General features: G+C 72.7%; 15 protein-coding genes and 1 pseudogene. 10 read left to right on the top strand and 6 right to left on the bottom strand.

Annotation, left to right across the window (positions count from 1 at the left end):
* Positions 1-78: 78 nt before the first annotated feature.
* A complete protein-coding gene (locus LZ604_RS24790; protein ID WP_234517665.1) occupies positions 79-2,844 on the bottom strand; it encodes an alpha/beta hydrolase in 2,766 nt (921 codons plus the stop codon).
* 156 nt (positions 2,845-3,000) lie between these two features.
* On the opposite strand from LZ604_RS24790, the gene LZ604_RS24785 reads away from it, so the two are divergent.
* Positions 3,001-4,146: an FUSC family protein gene (locus tag LZ604_RS24785; RefSeq protein WP_425577889.1), complete on the top strand. Its 1,146-nt coding sequence runs from the start codon at positions 3,001-3,003 to the stop codon at positions 4,144-4,146.
* Positions 4,147-4,282: 136 nt separating this feature from the next.
* Here LZ604_RS24785 and LZ604_RS24780 read toward each other — a convergent pair whose 3' ends face one another.
* A complete protein-coding gene (locus LZ604_RS24780; protein ID WP_234517663.1) occupies positions 4,283-5,128 on the bottom strand; it encodes an alpha/beta fold hydrolase in 846 nt (281 codons plus the stop codon).
* Positions 5,129-5,293: 165 nt separating this feature from the next.
* On the bottom strand, positions 5,294-6,496 hold the full coding sequence (locus LZ604_RS24775; RefSeq protein WP_344414251.1) for an MFS transporter: 1,203 nt from the start codon (positions 6,494-6,496) through the stop codon (positions 5,294-5,296).
* Between the two features lie 297 nt (positions 6,497-6,793).
* Between LZ604_RS24775 and LZ604_RS24770 the strand changes: the two genes are divergently transcribed.
* The 3 genes from LZ604_RS24770 (at position 6,794) to LZ604_RS24760 (ending at position 9,164) form a co-directional block, all read left to right on the top strand.
* Positions 6,794-7,603 carry an SGNH/GDSL hydrolase family protein gene (locus LZ604_RS24770; protein ID WP_234517662.1) on the top strand — a complete coding sequence of 270 codons (810 nt, stop codon included), beginning with the start codon at positions 6,794-6,796 and terminating at the stop codon, positions 7,601-7,603.
* A gap of 184 nt (positions 7,604-7,787) precedes the next feature.
* Positions 7,788-8,312, top strand: a complete 525-nt coding sequence (locus LZ604_RS24765; protein ID WP_234517661.1) for a hypothetical protein — start codon at positions 7,788-7,790, stop codon at positions 8,310-8,312.
* A gap of 357 nt (positions 8,313-8,669) precedes the next feature.
* Positions 8,670-9,164 carry a lamin tail domain-containing protein gene (locus tag LZ604_RS24760; RefSeq protein ID WP_234517660.1) on the top strand — a complete coding sequence of 165 codons (495 nt, stop codon included), beginning with the start codon at positions 8,670-8,672 and terminating at the stop codon, positions 9,162-9,164.
* 92 nt (positions 9,165-9,256) lie between these two features.
* On the opposite strand, the gene LZ604_RS24755 is transcribed toward LZ604_RS24760, so the two are convergent.
* Positions 9,257-10,318, bottom strand: coding sequence for an NAD(+)/NADH kinase (locus LZ604_RS24755; RefSeq protein ID WP_234517659.1), 1,062 nt, complete (start codon positions 10,316-10,318; stop codon positions 9,257-9,259).
* 261 nt (positions 10,319-10,579) lie between these two features.
* Here LZ604_RS24755 and LZ604_RS24750 point away from each other — a divergent pair, with 261 nt between their 5' ends.
* From LZ604_RS24750 to LZ604_RS24735, 4 genes and pseudogenes are all read left to right on the top strand, one after another.
* Complete coding sequence (locus LZ604_RS24750; protein WP_234517658.1) at positions 10,580-11,032, top strand: hypothetical protein; 453 nt, start codon at positions 10,580-10,582, stop codon at positions 11,030-11,032.
* 181 nt (positions 11,033-11,213) lie between these two features.
* Positions 11,214-11,570 (top strand): PRC-barrel domain-containing protein, encoded by a 357-nt coding sequence (locus tag LZ604_RS24745; protein WP_234517657.1) that lies wholly within the window; start codon positions 11,214-11,216, stop codon positions 11,568-11,570.
* Positions 11,571-11,696: 126 nt separating this feature from the next.
* Positions 11,697-11,867 carry a hypothetical protein gene (locus LZ604_RS24740; protein WP_234517656.1) on the top strand — a complete coding sequence of 57 codons (171 nt, stop codon included), beginning with the start codon at positions 11,697-11,699 and terminating at the stop codon, positions 11,865-11,867.
* A 196-nt stretch (positions 11,868-12,063) separates the two neighbouring features.
* Positions 12,064-12,696, top strand: a pseudogene (locus tag LZ604_RS24735) (SDR family NAD(P)-dependent oxidoreductase); the annotation flags it as partial.
* Between the two features lie 216 nt (positions 12,697-12,912).
* On the opposite strand, the gene rpmG reads toward LZ604_RS24735, so the two are convergent.
* On the bottom strand, positions 12,913-13,077 hold the full coding sequence (gene rpmG, locus LZ604_RS24730; protein ID WP_234517654.1) for a 50S ribosomal protein L33: 165 nt from the start codon (positions 13,075-13,077) through the stop codon (positions 12,913-12,915).
* A 172-nt stretch (positions 13,078-13,249) separates the two neighbouring features.
* Between rpmG and LZ604_RS24725 the strand changes: the two genes are divergently transcribed.
* Both LZ604_RS24725 and LZ604_RS24720 read left to right on the top strand, forming a co-directional pair.
* The gene (locus LZ604_RS24725) at positions 13,250-14,086 is read left to right on the top strand and encodes a DUF1206 domain-containing protein (protein ID WP_234517653.1); all 837 of its coding nucleotides are present in this window, start codon (positions 13,250-13,252) and stop codon (positions 14,084-14,086) included.
* 87 nt (positions 14,087-14,173) lie between these two features.
* Entirely contained in the window at positions 14,174-14,887 is a 714-nt protein-coding gene (locus LZ604_RS24720; RefSeq protein ID WP_234517652.1) for a DUF1275 family protein, read from the top strand.
* Between the two features lie 180 nt (positions 14,888-15,067).
* Here LZ604_RS24720 and LZ604_RS24715 read toward each other — a convergent pair whose 3' ends face one another.
* A complete protein-coding gene (locus LZ604_RS24715) occupies positions 15,068-17,992 on the bottom strand; it encodes an ATP-binding protein (RefSeq protein WP_234517651.1) in 2,925 nt (974 codons plus the stop codon).
* Positions 17,993-18,190 lie beyond the last annotated feature (198 nt).

The raw sequence follows: 18,190 nt of genomic DNA, 5'->3' as shown, positions 1-18,190 counted from the left end.
CCCGTCGGCGTGTCTGCGCGCCGAGGACGGGACCGCGGCCCGCACCGGCCGCGGTCCCGTCCTCTCATGCGGTACCGGCTAGGAGGCGTCCAGCACCGTACCGGTGACCACGGGCCCGTTCTGCGGTCCGTCGGTGCCGTCGGTCAGCTGCAGGCGAACGGACTCCGTGGGTTCGGCCACCGCGTCCCCGATCGTGGGCACGGCCACTTCGGTGCTGAGCTGCCCGGGCGGCACCTCCGTCCACACGGACAACTGCTCGACCCGGGACAGCGGCCGCTCCGGGTCCGGGTCCTTACCGGAGTTGGCGAGCAGCCACTGCGGATCGACGTCCTTGGTGGACAGTTCGGGGCTGCCGGAGACCGGCAGCACGTCGAACACCGCGGGTATCTGCGTGTCGGCCGGTGCGGACAGCGTGACCCGCCACTTCAGGCTCTGCCCCTCGGTGACCTTGTCGGCCAGGGGAGTCATGGTGATCGTCGGCATCGGGTCGTCGTTCTCCACCGTCACTCCGCCACGGTGCGAACCGACCACGGATCCCCTGACCGCCTTCACGAAGACGTCGTGCTCCACGCCGTAGCCGAAGCGGGTGTTGCCCGTCACCTGCACCGGTACGTCGATGCCGCCGGTGCCGGGCCGCACGGTCACCAGCCGGGTCGTGGCCCTTCCGGTGACGGGGTCGGCGACATACAACCGCACCTGGCCGCTGCCGTGACCGGAGACCCGGACCGGTACGTGGTAGGTGCGGGTTCCGGAGTTCCCTTCCTTGACGTTCAGCCGGCCGAGGTCGACGCGGGCCAGGGGGGCCGGCCGTACCTCGGGAGTGCCGGGCCGCCAGCCCCATGCGTCCATCAGCCATGCCCGGCCGCTGCGGTTGCGCGGTGTCAGCTCAAGGGTGCCGATCCGGCGCAGGTCCACTCCGGCCCGGGCCGCGGCCGTGAGCGGCACACGCACCTCCCGGGCCCAGTACGAGGCGGTCCGGTCCGTTCCGGGCAGACCGTCGACGCGGACACGGCCCAGCGTCGCCCGGTGCCCCGAGGCGTCGGCGACGGCGACGTCCAGCTGTGTCCCGGTGCTGCCGGGCGGCACGATCACACGCAGGGACAGTGCCTTGGCGCCGTCGAGCGACACCGGCCGCGCATTCCGTACCCGTACCGCGGAACCCGGCGCCGACCAGGCCAGCATCACCGCCCGGCGCCCCGCCTCCTTGTCGGTCTCCCACCGGACAAAGTGCGGCGACGCGCCGGGGGTGGCGGAGTCCAGGCAGGCGGTCGCCCGGTCCGGGTCCACGGCGGCGCACAGCCGGCCTCCGTGCACGGTGACCGAGGTGTCCGGAAGGAAGGCTCCGGTGCGGCGCGCGCCCACCGCGTGCGTCAGCACGCGCGCCGGGTCCGCCGACGGCGCCCGCAGGTTCGAGCCGTCCAGGAGGGGACGCGCCCGGTCGTCGCCCGCGACGAACAGCCGGGCCGCCGCCGCGATGTACGTGGCACCCGCCTTCTGCTGCTGCGCCGCGGTCAGCCGGGTCGCGGTGCCCGGTGAGCACACCCGGTCCCGCTGGTCGCCGGAGAAGAAGTCGTCCTCGGCCGGCGCCTGGGCCTGCCCGGGAGTCCACTCGCTGTTGAAGAAGTTGTGGTCGGCGCCCACCACGTACACGGCGCTGTGCAGGGCGGTACCGCGGCTGACCCCACGGGTGCCGTCCACGTACACCTCGCCCTGCAGATCGGACACGTCGCCGTCGCAGCCCGGCAGGATCGTCGCCGACGGCACGTCCGCGACCGGGTTCTGCCCGAAGATCGTCGGACCGATGAGGACGGTGCCGCGGATGCGCCAGCGCACCGGGCCCCGGTAGCCGTCCTGCCCGGCGGGCGGCGCGTCCAGGCTGTCCATGGCGGCGCGGTTGACGCCCTCGCCGCCCCGTGAGTGCCCCACGAGCAGGACACGGGACAGATCGGCGCGCGGCGCCCGGCGCACCGCCGCCGGCGCCGTGCCGGGGTGGGCCGCCCAGTCCGCCCAGCGGGCGAGGTGGAGGCGTACGAGCGAGGAACGGGCCTGCGCTCCGCCGTCCTCCGCGGCGAAGTCCTGCCCGTTGATTCCGTTGGCGGAGACGGACACGGTCACATACCCCTGGGAGGCCAGGAGTTTCTGGTCCCGCAGATAGCCCCGGTAGCTCGGCACGGGGCGGGCGCCGGCCGGGCACGGCCATGCGCCGGTCGCCTCGTTCCCGGCGTAGCAGGTGGAGTGACGACCGTGCAGGAACAGCGCGAGGGGGCGGTGGCCGGTGGCTCCGGTCGGCGCCACGACCACGGCCTTCATCTCCACGGGCGCCGGGAAGCCCGGCAGCCGTACGGAGGGGAGGGTGTACTCGCCGGTGACGGTGCGGTACCGGCCCGGGGTGCCGGGGTCGACGGGGTTCGCCGGCAGCGCGGCCGGCGCCCCGCCCGCCGAATCGTCCGCCGGTATTCGGGAGGCGCCGTCCCTCGCGTCGAGCCGGCGGCCCCCTGCCCGCACTTCGAGGTGTGTCAGGGAGTCGGGGCGCGCATGGCCGAGCGCGAGCCGGAACGTATGCCCGTCCTGGGCGGCTCTCGGCAGACCGAGCAGACGGTCTCCGGCGTAGAACTCGACGCGGGCGTTCCCCATGGGCACGCGTGCGTCGGACCGCCACACCAGCTGACGGCGGGTGCCTTCGCCGGTGATCCGCCAGCGGGGAGGCAGCGTGTCGCCGGTGTCGGCCGAGGTGGCTAACGGTCTTTGCTGATGGGGCTGTTGGGCCTGGGCCGCCGCTGTCGGCGCTCCCATCACCGCGAGTACCGCCGCTGCGGTCGCCCATGTGCGCCGGGCACGGATCACAGTGTTCTCCTCCTCCGGATCGCCGGGTCTCCCCGGGAAGCCACGTCGCATCGGAGGACGGCAAGGGTGACCCGTGCGTTGCCTGTGAAGGACCGGCACTCATGAGTTGTGCAACAGCGGTGCATTTCTCGCGCCTGAGGTGGCACCCAGGCTGTCATGGGACGGATGGCACGACGCATGCGGGCCCTGCGGGGTGATCTGCAGGCCGGGGCACATGCGGTACGACAGGCGGCCGCGGCACCCGGCCGGGAGCGGGATCTTGCAGCGCAGGCGGTGAAGGCGGCGCTGGCCGCATGGGTGGCGTGGGCGGTGGCGGGCTGGTGGCTCAAGGCGCCGGTGGCGTTCGTGGCGCCATGGGTTGCGGTCGTCCTGGTGGAGTCCACCGTGTACCGGTCGATCGCCCACGGCCTGCAACAGCTGGCGGCGATCGCCACCGGCACCGTCATCGCCACCGCGGTAGCGCTGGCCCTGGACGACACCATGGTGGCGATGGCGCTGGTCCTGCCCACCGCCGTGCTGCTGGGCAACTGGCAGCGTCTGGGGAGCCAGGGGATCTACGCAGCGACGGGCGCGCTGTTCGTCCTCACCAGTTCCCCGGTCACGGTCGCCACCTCGGCGGCCCGGATGGCCGAGGCGCTCTTCGGGGCCGCGGTCGGGATCGCGGTCAACGCGCTGATCCGGCCCCCGGTGTATCTGCGCGACAGCCGCGCCGCGCTCCGGGACGCCGCCGACGAGGCGCATCACATCCTGCGGGATGTGGCCCGGGCCCTGGCCGGGAGCCGGTGGGACACCGAGGAGGCCGCGGCCCGGCACGAAAGGGCCCTGCGCCTGCAACGCCTGGTCGACCAGGCGCGCGCGGCGCTCGTCTGGAGCAGGGAGAGCCTGCGGATCAACCTGCGCCGGCGCCCCCGTGTCACCGCGCCGGGCAAGGAGTACGACGACGCCATCGTGGTGCTGGACCACGCTGCCGTGCACACCGCCGAGGTGACGCGGACCGTCCTGAAGGTGGCGGGGGACGAATCCCCGCAGGCCCGGCCGCATCCGCAACTCGCCGAGCGGTACGCGGAGTTTCTGCGGCGGACCGCCGAGGCGGTCCGGCTCTACGGTCTGATGCGGTTCGGCCACCGCTGCGAGCGGGATTTCCAGGATGCAGTGCGGGAGTTGCGGGAAACGCTCGACGGACTCCGCCACCGGCTGCACGGCTCGGCGCCGGAGGATCCCGACCTTCTGGCGACCTACGGGACCTTGCTGGCCCAGGCCCACCGCCTGTCCGACCAGCTCGCCGCCGCGGCGGCCCCGTGATCCGGAGTCGCCTGCCCGGATCGCGGCCGGCCGGCACATCCGCAGGAGCCGACGCCGGCGACCGTGGGACATGCCGTCATGTGACGGGGCGACGGGCCTTGTTCACCACCTCGGGCGCCCGCAGGAACCCGGAGAGTCACGGCGCGGAGCCGGCCGACTTGGCGGCCTGGAGTACGAGACCGGTGACGGCGTCGGGGTGGGAGATCATGGCCACGTGGGAGGAGTCGATCTCCACTGTGTGCGAACCCGCGCGGCGCGCCTCGAAACGCTCCTGGGCCGGATTGATGGTCCGGTCCTGCTTCGCGACGAGGGCCCAGGACGGAAGGGTACGCCAGGCCGCCACTTCGGCCTTCTCGGAGAAGGCGGCCGTGCTCACGGGCCGCTGGGTCGCGGCCAGCACTCTCGCCGTGCGCTCCGGCAGGTCGGCGGCGAAGATCCGGTGCAGCTTGTCCGGCTGAAGGTAGAGGTCGGTGCCGGTCACTCCCCCACCGGCCCGGAACGGAACGGACCGTGTCGCGCCGGCCAGCTCGGTCGGGAACCGGCCGGCCAGCGACATGGCGGTCTCACCCTTGTCCGGCATCAGGGCCGACACGTACACCAGCGACTTCACCCGGCTGTTCCCGGCCGCGGCGGTGCTGATCACCGCACCGCCGTACGAGTGACCCACCAGCACGATCGGCCCCTTGATGCCGTCCAGCACCGAGGCGATGTAAGTGGCGTCGTTGTACAGCCCGCGCAGCGGATTGGCCGGGGCGACGACGGGGTAGCCCTGGCGTTCCAGCCGTTCGACGACCCCGTTCCAGCTGGAGGCGTCCGCGAACGCCCCGTGCACCAGGACGATCGTGGGTTTGGTGCCGGGGGCGGTGTCGGCCGCCTCGGCGGGGGCCGCCCAGACGGCGCACACGGCCAGGGCAGACCCGGCCGCGGTGACCTGCACGCCGCGTATGCGGCGCCGTATGCCGTGGATCGCAGATGCTCTCATGCCCTTCTCGCTTTGCTCGGGGTCCTTGTGACCCGAGTGTTCACCCATCCGGGGCGGCCGGCCCGGCCGCATGAGCCGATCGGGTCACAGGGGGCCGTCGGAGTGACGGAGCCGCACTGCGCCCCGCCCCGGCGTGCCGTTGTGACGGGGCACGGCCAGGTCCGGTCAGGACGGCGGGGGCGGCCGGCGCCACAGGATGGTGCCCACCACGGCGACGAGGAGGGTGTCGCAGCCCGTGAAGACCAGGCCGGCATCGCGGACTCCGAGGGTCACGGCCAGGGCTCCAACGCCGACGACGGGCAGCGAGATGCCCACGTACGCGACGACGAAGAAGGCGGAGATGGTGGCGCCCCGGTGAGCGTCGGGCGCCGCGGAGCTGACCGCGGTCAGTCCCGCCCGGAACGCCAGACCCTGCCCCACGCCGCCGGTCACGGCCCCCACGAGGAGCACCGGCAGCGACGCCAGCAGCAGCGAGGCTCCGACGAGGAGGAGACCGGCGACGAGCACCAGACAGCCGAGCGGCAGCGCCGTGCGCGTCCCGACGCGCCCCAGAAGCAGTTGCCCGCAGGTCGAGGCGCAGAACACGGAGAAGACGACGGCTCCGACCACCGCCAGATTGCGCTCGCCGAGCGTCTGGCCGAGGAAGGCCGGGGCGACCGCGGTGAACAGGCCGAGCAGCGAGAATCCGGCGAAGGCCGCGAGGGAGCAAGGTGCGAACACTCCGCGCACTTCGGGCGGGACCTTCATGCCCTGCGGTCGCAGTGGGGGGCGGGGGCCGGCGCGGCGCACGGTCTCGGGCAGCAGAAGGACGACCACGGCAGCGCCCAGCAGAAGCAGCAGATGGACGAGGAAAGGCAGCCTGAGCGGCCAGGGCGCGTACTCGGCGAGTGCACCGGAGACGAGGGGACCGAGTCCGAGGCCGCCCATGTTGGCCGCGGTCGCCGCGAAACCGGCGCGTGCGCTTCGCTCGGGAGGTGCCAGGTCCAGGACGGCCGCGGTCCCGGTGCCGCTCAGCAGGCCCGCGGAGAACCCCGACAGAACCCGGCCCGCGTACAGCAGCGGCAGTCCGACCTCGCAGAGGAAGCACACGGCGCTGAGCGCGGCCAGTGCGAGCGCGCACAGCAGCACCGGGCGCCGCCCCAGCACGTCGGAGAAGTCGCCGGCCACCAGCAGGGCGGTGATGACGCCCACCGCGTAGACGGCGAAGACCACGGTGACGATCAGTTCCGAGAACCCGATCTGCCGGCGGTACAACCCGTACAGCGGAGTCGGCAGGGTGGTGCCCAGCATGCCGACGGCGAAGACGCCCGCCGCGGCCGCGTACCCCGGCCGGCGGGCCGGTCGACGGCGTTCGGTGTCGCGACTGATCACGTCTCACCATAGGCACCCGGCCCGGCGGGGCGCGGGCCGGAAGGCCGGGCACGGGCTGTGGCCGCGCGGTCTCCGGGCGGTCCGGACGCCCGATGGGAGGGGGCCGGACGGGTGACGGCTTTTCGGGTGACGCCCGCACCGGGCCCGGCACGACATCGCCCCCGCCGCCCGGGCGTAAACACCGTGTCGTGCGGGGCAGTTGGGCAGCGTCATACCCCCGAGCGCCGTCCCGCGGCTGCGAACAGCACGCCGTCGAGCACGTCCGGGTGGGCCCGGACGTGCTAAGCGAGGGCTATGAGACAGTCCCGAATCGCGGCATGTGTGTCCTCGCTCCTCCTCTCCGCCGCCTGCGCCCTCACGGGTACCGCCGCGGCGCAGGCAGCCCCGCAAGCAGCGGCCACCGGCTACGTGGCCCTCGGGGACTCCTACTCCTCGGGGGTCGGAGCCGGCAACTACCTGGCCGGCAGCGGCGGCTGCCTGCGCAGCAGTCGGGCGTATCCCGCCCTGTGGGCCGCATCCCATCCACGGTCGTCGTTCAGCTTCACCGCGTGCAACGGCGCCCGCACGAGTGATGTCATGGACCATCAGCTCGGCCCGCTCGGCTCGCGCACCGGCCTGGTCAGCGTCACCGTCGGGGGCAGCGACTCGGGCTTCGGCCACGTCGTGACGACCTGCGTGCTGCGGGGCACCAACGCCTGCCTGTCCGCGGTGGCCGAGGCGCGCACCTACATGGACGGCACCCTCCCGCACGATCTGGACCGTCTCTACTCGACCATCAGAAGGAAGGCCCCGGCCGCCCATGTGGTGATCCTCGGCTATCCCCACCTGTACAAGCTCCACGGCACCTGTGCGGGCGGCATCACCGACGCCTCACGGTCCGCCCTGAACAGCGCCGTCGACCACCTCAACACCGTGACCGCGAAGCGCGCCGCCGACCATGGGTACACATTCGCCGACGTAGGCGCCGCCTTCAGGGGTCACGAGATCTGCTCGCCCAGCCCCTGGATGCGCAGCGTCAACCTGCTGGCGCCCGTCGAGTCGTACCATCCCACCTCACTCGGGCAGTCCCGCGGCTACCTTCCCGTCTTCGCGCGCACAGCCTGACGGACGCCACCGGCGGGCGCGGCCGGGACGGAGAACCCACGACGTCACAGCGGGACGGACGTCGCGTCGGACCGTCCTGACCCGCCCTCTGGCGAACGCGCGTAGACCTCGGGCACCATCTCCGTGCACCACCTGCACAGCCGATCCCACAGGATGCACGGCCCCACCGCAGGAAGGTCCCCGCATGAAGATGCGCTCCGCCCTCACGGCCCTCGCACTCACCGTCGCACCCGGGCTGGCCGTACTCGGCGGCTCCGGCGACGCGCTCGCCGCCCAGGACGGCGCCCAGGCCGTCACCGTCACCAAGATCTCTCACGCCACGGCCACCTCGATGTTCCGCCAGGTCGGCATCACCTGGTCGTCCTCCGGCAACTGCTCCGACCGCAACAATCCGACCTGTACGTCCTTCGAGCAGCTCAACCTCGCCACGGCCCAGGGCGCCCAGACCCTCAAGCGTGCCTCCGGCTGCGCGCTGAACATCACCGGAGGCACCGAGGCCGGCCATGCCGCCGGCACGTACTCGCACTGGAACGGCTACAAACTCGATTACGGCAAGAACACCTGCATCACCAACTACATCAAGGGCTCTTTCACCTACATCGGCCTGCGGGGCGACGGCGCACCCCAGTACCGGTCCGGTTCCGGCAACATCTACGCCGACGAGGGCAGTCACTGGGACGTCCTCTACTACAACTGCGGAGGCTGCTGACGTCCGTCGGCGGCAGGGCAGACGGAGAACCCCGCTCCCGGTACGGGGAGCGGGGTTCCGTCGAGCGCCGGGCAGGCCTTGCACCTGCATCTCCCCGCAGGAAGCGGGGCGTCTTTCCTTGGACCACCAACGCATGGCACAGCACCGGTTGCCGGGCGGCCTGTTCGAGGTCGAGCATATCCCACACGCATCCGGCGGCGCACATCGAGGCCGGACGGGAGCTCCGCTCTCCGGACCGGCTCCCGCCCCCGGCCGTCTTCACACTCCCCCCACTTCTTCAACACCCCCTACTTACCTGACACTTACGCGTTGGGTAGGCTCCTCGCGCTCATCGGCACCATCGAGGGGGGATTCCTCATGCGCATACGCTCTGTGCTGGCCGCTGCCGCCACTGCCGGGACGCTCGTCGCCGTCGCCGCCGTTCCGGCGCAGGCCACCGAGTACTCGTCGGCCCTGAAACTCAAGGGCGTTCAGTACGACGCGCCCGGGCGGGACTCCAACAGCTGCTCCCGGGGCAACACGAAGGACGAGTACCTGACGATCAAGAACTACTCCCGCGGCACGACGGTCAACCTCAAGGGGTACGTGGTCAAGGACGCCGCCGGCAACCGTTTCACCTTCCCCGCCAACCACTACCTCGAGCCGGGCGACTACGTGAAGCTGCGCGGAGGCCACGGCACGGACTCCGACTCCGGGAACGTCGTCTACCGCCAGAACTGCAACTTCATCTGGAACAACGACAAGGACACCATCTACCTGTACAAGCCCTCCGGCAGCCGTGCCGACGTCCACTCCTACACCAAGTCCGGCTCGGACCGCGACGGCAACGGCTACATCTCCTTCCACGGCTGACGTCCCGTCACACAACGGCCGCCGTCCGGCACCTCCCCATGTGGTGCCGACGGCCTTTCGGCGCGGGGCCCTCCGGGGTCCCGCGCCGCAGGTCACGGAGCCGGGGGCAGATGCAGGTGCCGCAGGTCGTCCGGCAGCGGGCCCGCGGGCCGGAACACGGGTGCCGCTTCCCCGTCGGCAGCCGTCGCGGGCGCGTCGGTGAGCCGCATCCGCTCCCTCAGCCGCCCGTAGAAGTTCGCGGGGGCCAGCCTGACCAGGCGCAGGGGCCGTGGGGCCGCGGCCACCCCGATCCAGTCGCCGGGCTCGAGGATGCCGCGCGACTGCCCGTCCACGCTGACCGCCGCCCGTCCGGAGTGGGGCAGCACCCGCAGGGCGATCGGCTCGTCCACGTTGGCGATCACCGTGCGGTTGAAGGCCATGTGCGGGGCGACGGGGGTGAAGATCAGGGCCCGCATCCGGGGGGAGAGCACCGGTCCCCCCGCGGCGAAGCTGTAGGCGGTGGAGCCGGTCGGGGTGGCGAGGATGACGCCGTCGGCCGAGTACGAGGCCAGCAGCCGGCCCGAGATGTAGACCCCCACACCGACCTGCCGATCCCGCGCCAGTTTCTCCACCACGACGTCGTTCAGGGCGTTGACGTCCAGCGGAATGCCCCAGGAGCCGTCCTCCTCCGCCTTCGCCCGCGGCTGCGGCTGGGGCGGCGGGAGGGCCGGGCCGCGCCCGTAGCAAAGGGTCTGCTCCATCCCGACGGGTATCTCCAGCAGCCTGGAGGACCGCAGCATCAGCATCATGCGTTCCTCGCACTCGGATCTCCCGGCCTGGACCGCGTCCAGCGCCTGCGCCACTTCGGTGACCGGGGTCTCGGTCAGGAAACCGACCCTGCCCACGTCGACGCCCAGCACCATGGCGTCGTTCTGGGCGGCGATGCGCGCACCCCGCAGGAAGGTGCCGTCCCCGCCAAGCGTCACGATGAGCTCCGGACCGCCCGCCGCCTGCACTTCCTCACGGGCGTGGCGGCGGCCTCCCCCGTCCTGCCACACGTCGATGTCGACGCACCCGATGGCGTGCCGGGCGCACCATTCCCGTACGGTTCGCGCCCCGGCCACCGCCTGTGGACGGCCCCCGTGCACGACGAGTCCCAGCCGGCTGATGGTCATGACACCACCTCCCGGCCGCCACACCCGCGGCAGGCCGGAGGCGATGGTCATGGCTTCCGGCGAAGCCTGCCGGGGGAAGGCGGCCCGCCCCACCATCGTCCCGCAGCGCACGCCACGCCTCCTCCCGCGCGGCGGGCCGGACGCCTCCGCGGGACGCGTCCGCACCGAGAACCTCTCCTCCGCTCCGTTTGCCGGGGGCCGACGACGAAACCCGAAGGATCTGTCCGGCACAGCCGCACCCGCACCAAGGGAGTGCCGCGTATGCAGCCCGTGACCAAAGGCCTGCCGGCCGGGGCGGTCGGCACCGTCGCACTGAGCCTGGCCACCTACGGCGACATGCTGCTTCGAGGGCGGCCGTCCAGCGACATGCCGGCCCAGGTCGCCGATCGCCTCGCCGACCGCACCGGCGCCGGACTGGGCGAGGGGGAAGCGAAGTCCAACCGTGAGCAAGCCGTCGGCGCCGTGCTCGGATACGTCACCGGCCTGGGCGTCGGATGCGCGTACGGGCTGCGGCGGCGCCTGGGCGGCCCGCCCTCGCCCTGGACGGCCGGGCCGCTGCCCGGCGCGGCCGCCATGGCGGGCAGCGACCTCCCGGCCTTCGCTCTGAAGGTGACCGATCCGGCCTCCTGGGACCTGACGTCCTGGGCGTCGGACGTGGTACCGCATCTGGTGTACGGCTTCACCACCGCTTCGGTGTACGAGGCACTGCGCTGACGGCCGCCACCCGGGGCAGCCGCCACCCGGGGCATACGGCCTCACGGCGCCCCGCCGCCGTGAGGCCGTAGCCGCTGGTTGAGGCTCTGCGGACGTACAGTGAAGACAGTGCCGGCTTTCGCACAGCCGCTCCCCTCGGCTTGGGGTGCCTGTGGGAGCCGCGGGCCGCAAGGAGCGAGGCATGATCCATTCCGCCGACATCCGTGAATGGCGCAACCGCGACGTGGTGGACCCCAAAGGGCGCAGGATCGGGGCGCTGGAAGCGGTCTACGTGGACACCACCACCGACGCGCCGTCCATGGCCACCGTCCGTACCGGGCTGCCGACCCGGCAGCGGCTCGTCTTCGTCCCCCTCGACGAGGCGACCCTCGGTCCGGGCTACGTCAAGGTGGCGCATTCGAGGGGGCTGGTGAGGAAGGCGCCGTCCATCGGCGTGGACGACATCCTGCCGGCCGAGCGTGAAGCCGAGATCTTCCAGCACTACGACAAGGCCTACCAGCCCGGGGCAGAGCGCGGACGCCGCCTCGCGCGGGGCTGACTGCCGTGACGCCGGCCTGCCCCGGCGCCGACGCGCCCCGGCGCGGAGACGCCCGACGGCCGACCGGCACGTTGCCCGCCGCGGCGACCCGTCATCCGCACCACCGGCCGGAGGATGTGTTCATCCATGGTGTTCTTCCTGTTGCTGATCCTCGTGGCGATCATCCTCGGGCTCATCGGAGCGGTGGTCAAGGGGCTCACCTACCTCCTGATCATCGGAATCGTGATCTTCGTGTTGAACCTGGTGCTGTGGGGCGTGCGCTTGTCCCGCCGCTCGCATCGGCGACGCGTGCGCTAGGCCACCACTCGTATGGGCGACACGGCTCGGTCGCGTGCCCGCCGGTAGGCGGCGTGCGTTCCCGGACGCGGATTCCGGGCTGTCAGCCACTGGCTGGGAGACCGGCGGACCTGCACGGCCACAGGAGCGGGAAACGCCGCCGTGCCCATCCCCGGTCAGGTAACCCCGCGGTGTCCGCCGACCACGGCACCCGGCCCGTGGCGAGTCCGTGGTCGCCGGCATCCGCGACCGGGGCGGCAAAGCCGACTTCGTAGCGGCCGATCTGGGTGAGCCGGAGTCGGTACGGCAACTGGCCGGGGAGGCCGTGGGCCTGGGCGGCGGCTCGGTGGACATCCTGGTCAACAACGCGGGCATCTTTCCCTTCAGCCAGACGGAGCAGACAACGCAGGGCGACATGGACGCCGTCTACGGGCTGAACGTGATGGCCCCGTACCAGCTGGTGGCCGCCCTGGCCCCGGCGATGGCCGAACGCGGGCGCGGAGCGATCGTGAACGTCAGGACCGTGGCCGCCGCGCGGGGCTTCGCGGGATTGGGTCTGTACGGGTCCAGCAAGGCGGCGCTGGACCTGCTGACCAAGGCGTGGGCCGCCGAGTTCGGCCCGCGTGGGGTCCGGATCAACGGGTGGCGCCCGGCCCGACGCGTACGGAGGGCACCGCCGGCCTGGGCGACGACCTCGACGCCCTCGCCGCGGATGCGCCAGCCGGGCGGCCGGCCGAACCCCGGGAGAACCCCGGGAGAACCCCGGGAGATCGCCTACCTGGCCAGCGACGCCGCGAGTTATGTCCAGGGTGCGGTGCTCGCCGTGGACGGCGGCCTCACGGCCGTCTGAGGTGCCGGCTCGGCTGTCGGCGCGCGCACCGCACCCGCGTCCCCGCCGCACAGCCGGGCGGGCAAGGGACGGCGAAACGGGACCGGCCCCTCCTCCGCGCGAGACGGAGAGGGGCCGGGTGCCTTGCCGGCGAGGCGGCCGGGCGTCGGCGACGTGCGACCGGCCGGCGCAACGGATAGCTCGCCTCGGCCGTCCGAGCGCCGACTCCGATCCGGTTCAGCGCTCCTCGCGGAAGAGGACGTGCCGGCCGGCCACCGGGTCGTACTTGCGCAGCACCAGCCGGTCGGGGTGGTGCTGTCGGTTCTTGCGCGTCACATAGGTGACGCCGGTGCCGGCCGTCGACTTCAGCCTGACGACCGGGCGCGCGGTGCTGCGTGCCATGAGTTCTCCTTTCACTCACATCCGCGACCTTGACTCGCGCATGTCAGCCACGTGGCGGTAACAGCTGGTTCCGCCCTCGCATTCCCTGCGCACGCGCCGGCGCCGCGACGGTGACGGGCGGCGGGGTGTATGTCCGACCACCGCCGGGGCATCCGGTTTCGGGGAGGTCGAGATGGACACAAGTGCGATGACGCAGGTCGGCCGGGTACGGGCCCGGCGCGCGGCCAAGGGCTCGCTGACGCGGAGTGCCGCCCGGGCGGGGCTGACCGCACGCGGAGTGATCTACCTGCTGGTCGGCTTCCTGGCCCTGCGGATCGCCTTCGGCGACGGCGGGCAGCAGGCCGACCGCAGCGGGGCCGTCGCCGAGATCGCGGCCGAGCCGTTCGGTGCCGTTCTCCTGTGGGCCCTGGGCATCGGGCTCGCCGGGATGGCGCTGTGGCGGCTGTCCGAGGCGCTGTTCGGGTCGGCCGGGCCGGACGGCCGCAAGGCGACGAAGCGCCTGCAGGCCGTCGTCCGGTCCGTGTTCTACGCATGCGTCGCCTACTCGGTGCTGTCGTTCGCCGCGGGCTCCGGCGACGGGGGCCGCTCCAGCGACGAGCAGTCCCGGGATGTCACGGCCAAAGCGCTCGGGATGCCGGCCGGACAGTGGATAGTCGGCGCCGCCGCGGTCGGCATCGTCGTGGCGGGCGTGTGGGTCGGCGTCCGGGCCGTTCGCCGCGACTTCCACGACAAGCTCGAGTCCGGCGGGATGTCTGCGCGGGTCCGTCGGCTGGTGGACGTCACCGGCGTCGGCGGAGGCGCGGCACGAGGGGTGGTCTTCGCCGCGGCGGGGGGCTTCGCGGTGCGCGCGGCCGTCGACTACCGGCCCGACCGGGCCAAGGGACTGGACGACACGCTCCGCTCCTTTGCAGACACGCCGTTCGGGCCGTGGCTGCTGGTGCTGGTCGCCGCCGGGCTCGCACTGTTCGGCCTGTTCTCCTTCGCCCTGGCCCGCTGGCGCAGGGTCTGAGCGCCCGCGCCCGGACCTGGAGCGCAGGTCCACGAGACCGGGCTCACCAACGGTTACCCTCGGTGACTACCGTCGAGAGGAGCGGCGATGGAGGACCACGGGGAACCGGAGGGCAGCCCGGGACGCGAGATCCGGATCGCGGTGGTGGCGCTGGTGGCCGCGTCCGGTGCGGTGGAGACCATCTCGTTCACCGCGCTCGACCATGTCTTCGCCGGTGTCATGACCAGCAACCTCGCCCTGCTGGGAATGGCCATCGGCCGCGCCGGAGGCACGGGCACCGTCTCCGCTCTGCTGGCCCTGGCGGGCTTCGGCGCGGGCGCCGGGCTGGTCGCCTGGGTGACCCACGGCCGGACGGGCTTCGCCACACACTGGCCTCCACGGGTGATGTACTGCCTGATCGGCGAGGCCGCGCTTCTCGCGGTGGGAGCGGGCGTCTGGGCGGCCTCGGGCGGCGCACCTGACGGGGTGACCCAGGACGCCCTTCAGGCCGGGGCCGCGGTGGCCATGGGCGCACAGGCAGCGGCGATGGTGGCCGCCGGACGGGCCGCCGCTCCCACCACCTATCTGACCGGAACGCTGGCCACATACATCGTGCACGGCGTCGGCAGGGGGCGACCGGACCGATGGGTGCCCGCCCGGCTCGGAGCCCTCATCGCCGGCGCCGCGGCCGCCATGGCGTTGCGCCGGGCGGCGCCCTCGTGGGCCGGGGCGCTTCCCTTCGTGCTCGTCGTGGCCGCCGTTCTGACCGCGATTCGGCCCCTGCGCGTGCGCCGGTCGGCAACGGACGGACAGCGGGCGTAGCCGGCACCTGGCGCAGGCGACACCTGGCGGCCCGGCCGCGTCACGGTCGACCATCACCGGCCGCTGCCACCGCCCGTCACAGTGCCGTGGGGCCGTGCGCTGCCAGGGCCTCCAGGGCCACCACGGCCTCGCCCCTGTACAGCAGGTACGTCAGCGTCGGGGGCTTTCGGTGCACGGCCGTCACTCAGGGGCGCCGGAAAGCCGGGGGCGGGGGAAGGACTCCAGGGCTCCCGCGAGTCCGGTGGAATCGGTGCCGATCTTCCGGTAGGCGGAGGAGAGCAGCTGCCGCACGCCTTGTTCGGTGAGCCGGAGTTCCTTGGCGACCACCGCCACCGAGTGGCTTCGGGCCGTCATTTCGGCGGCCCTTCGTTCCTGGGCGGTGAGTGTGTCCGTCTGCGCGTACCGCAGGGGCAGTGGTCGCAGCCCGGCCGCGGAGAGTTCCTCCCTCGCCCGGGCCGCCAGCCCATCGGCGCCGCAGTGGACGGCGGCTTCCAGACCCCGGTACAGCCGGTCCGCGGCCTGGTGGGGCTGTCCGTTCCGGAACAGTGCGGCGCCCTGGCCGACCAGCGCACGGGCCAGCTCGTAGGAGGCGGGTGAGCACTCCAGGTGGGCGACGGCCTGGGCATACGGCTCGAGCGCGGCCGCTCCGGCCGCCGTCTCGGCCTGGATGCGCAGGGCTTGGCCGATGACGGACGGCGCGCCGAACTCCCGTGCCCGTCCGACGGCGTCCCGGGCCAGGCGGGCGGCCCGCTCGGGGGCGGTGGGGGCGAGCGCGGAGGCCAGGTCCAGCAGCCACGGGCACCACGCCGGATTGCGCCAGCCTCGTGACTCCAGCCACTCCCCCACGGCATGCAGCAGATGCGCCGCCTCACCGTGTCGTCCCTCCGCCAGAAGCAGTTCGGCGTACACCGTTCGCGGGTCGGGGTAGATGACGGCGTTGGGAACGACCTCGCCGTAGCGGTGCGTGTCGGCGAGCCGGCGCGCCTCGGCGGTCCGCCCGCGTGCCAGCAGGATCTGGAGGAGGATGCCGACCGCGAACCACTGGGCGGGCACCCCCTCGTCCACCCGGTCGGCGATACGCAGGCCCTCCCGGACCAGTTCCTCCGCCTCGGCCAGGCAGCCGCGGCGGAGGCGGATATAGCCGAACAGGGTCTGGCCCAGCGCGAGATGGGAGCCGCGCCAGCCCTTCGCCTCGCACTCGGCGATGCCCCGGGTGAACAGCTCCTCGGCCCGTCGTGGCTGGTCGCAGTACATGAACGTCAGTGCGACGGAGACGGGGACCTCGAAGCCCCGGTTCTCGTCGGTCCAGCTCAGTCCGCCGCGCAGGGCCTCCTCGGCATACCTGAGCACGGTCTCCCTCGGCTCGCCACGCTGCAGAGCGTCCCAGGACCGCAGGCCCAGGATGTAGCGCTCCTCCAGACCGCGGCCGGTCAGGCGCCGGGCCAGCCGTGCGAGGCGGCGCGAACGGGCGGAGGAGTCGGGTTCGTCGGCACGGCACGAGCTCCACTGGAAATGGTCGGCCAGCATCCGCAGTCGGGTGCGGGGATGGGGAGCCAGCCGCGCCTCCTTCTCGGCCACGGACGCGGCCTCGGCCACCCGGTCCGTATGGGCCAGTGCCTGGGTCAGCCGGTAGACGAGGGAGGCGCGCAGCTCGTCGGGGATCACGGGTTCCGTGAGCGCCTGGCGCAGATAGCCGACCGTGGCGGTGGGTTCGATCAGGAAGGTGGAGCAGGCGAGTTCGTAGAGCAGGGCGGCGCGCTTCTCGGGGGCGGGCGGCTCCCGCAGGGCCCGGGTCAGCACACGCCGGGCGGCCTCCGGAGCGCCCGCCCGCAGATATTCACGGGCGGCCTCACGCAGGCATTCGACCGCCTCGGCGTTGCCTTCGCACGGAACCTCCAGCAGATGCCGGGCCGCGGCCGTGGCCCCGAGGCCCGCCGTGCGGATGGCCTCGGCGGCCGCGTTGTGCAGTCCGACCCGCAGGGCCGGGGGGATGGCCCGGTGGACGGCCGTGGCGATCAGTGGGTGGACGAACTCGAGGTTGTCCCCGGTCCCGCGACCGTCCGCCAGGATCCGGGCGGTGCGCAGTTTCTCGGTCGCCTCGGCGGCCTGCTCGCTGCCGACCACCGCGATGGCGGCGGCGAGTTCCTGGGAGATGGAGGTGCCCAGTACGGCGGCGGCCCAGGCGAAGCGGACGGTGGGGGTGCCCAGGCGCTGGAGGCGTTCGACCAGCCCGGATCCCTTGACCGCCGAGGCGAGCTCCCGCAGGAGGGGCACGTCACGCTCCGTACCCCTCACCCGTCGCTCGCCGAGACGTATGGCCAGCTCCACCGTCTCGAACGGGCTTCCGTCGGTGATGGCCCAGCACTCTTTGCAGAACGCGTCCTCGGCTTCCTCGCCCAGTTCCCGCCGGACGATGCGTGCGACACCGTCGGCGGTCAGCGGCGCCAGCGAGTAGGGACGGTTCCCGTGCCGTTCGGCAAGCGAGCGGAAGCCGGACGCCGTGGGCGGCAGTTCGTCGGGCCGGTAGGCGACGACGATCAGCAGGGGGAGGTCGTCCGCCCGTGGTGCGAAGGAGGCGAGCCAGCCCAGGGACTCCTCGTCGGCCCAGTGCATGTCGTCCAGGAGCAGAACGAGGGGCGCCCGGCGCACCGCCAGGCGCGTCATGACCCAGTCGAGGCCGTCGCGCACTCCGGTCGGATCCGGCACATGGGCGGCGTCCTGCGCCTCGATACCGAGGGCGGCGGCGACGATGTCGTACCAACCGCCCAGCAGCTCTCGGCGCTTCGGCTCGTCCATCGCCGCCAGGACGGGTTGCAGGAGCTGGCGGACCACGCGGAACGCCATGCCCTTCTCGTTCTCGCCGCCCTGGCCCGACAGCACCGTGCACCCCCGTGCCACGGCTCGGGCGCGCGCTTCGGCAAGGAGTGTCGTCTTGCCCAGTCCGGCCGATCCGGTGAAGGCGAGCAGTCCGCCCGGTCGTCCCGGGGACCCTCCGTCGGCGGCGTCGCGGAGACCCGAGAACGCGGAGTCGAGGCCGTGGAGTTCCCGATGGCGCTCGAGCAGGGCCCGGCGTTCGATGACCGGATACGAGGTTGCGTCCACCATGTGCTGCTTCCTGCCGTCAGCTTGGGAAGTCAGCGTCGAGCGTACGCCCAGGTGGACGCGCGGTAGAGGCTTTGGGGAGTCCTTATCTCTGGAAAGAGTGAATCGCCCTGTGCGGTGTTTTGCCCTTCCGTATCCCGGGTAAAGCGGGTGAACCCGCTGCCGTGCATGGAGCTTGTCGGCCCATCACTTGGGCTCACG

Origin of the sequence: Streptomyces glomeratus (assembly GCF_021462825.1) — a bacterium.
Classification (GTDB): Bacteria; Actinomycetota; Actinomycetes; order Streptomycetales; family Streptomycetaceae; genus Streptomyces; species Streptomyces glomeratus.
Note: the sequence above shows the minus strand (reverse complement) of the source record. Positions and strands in the feature narration are given on the sequence as shown.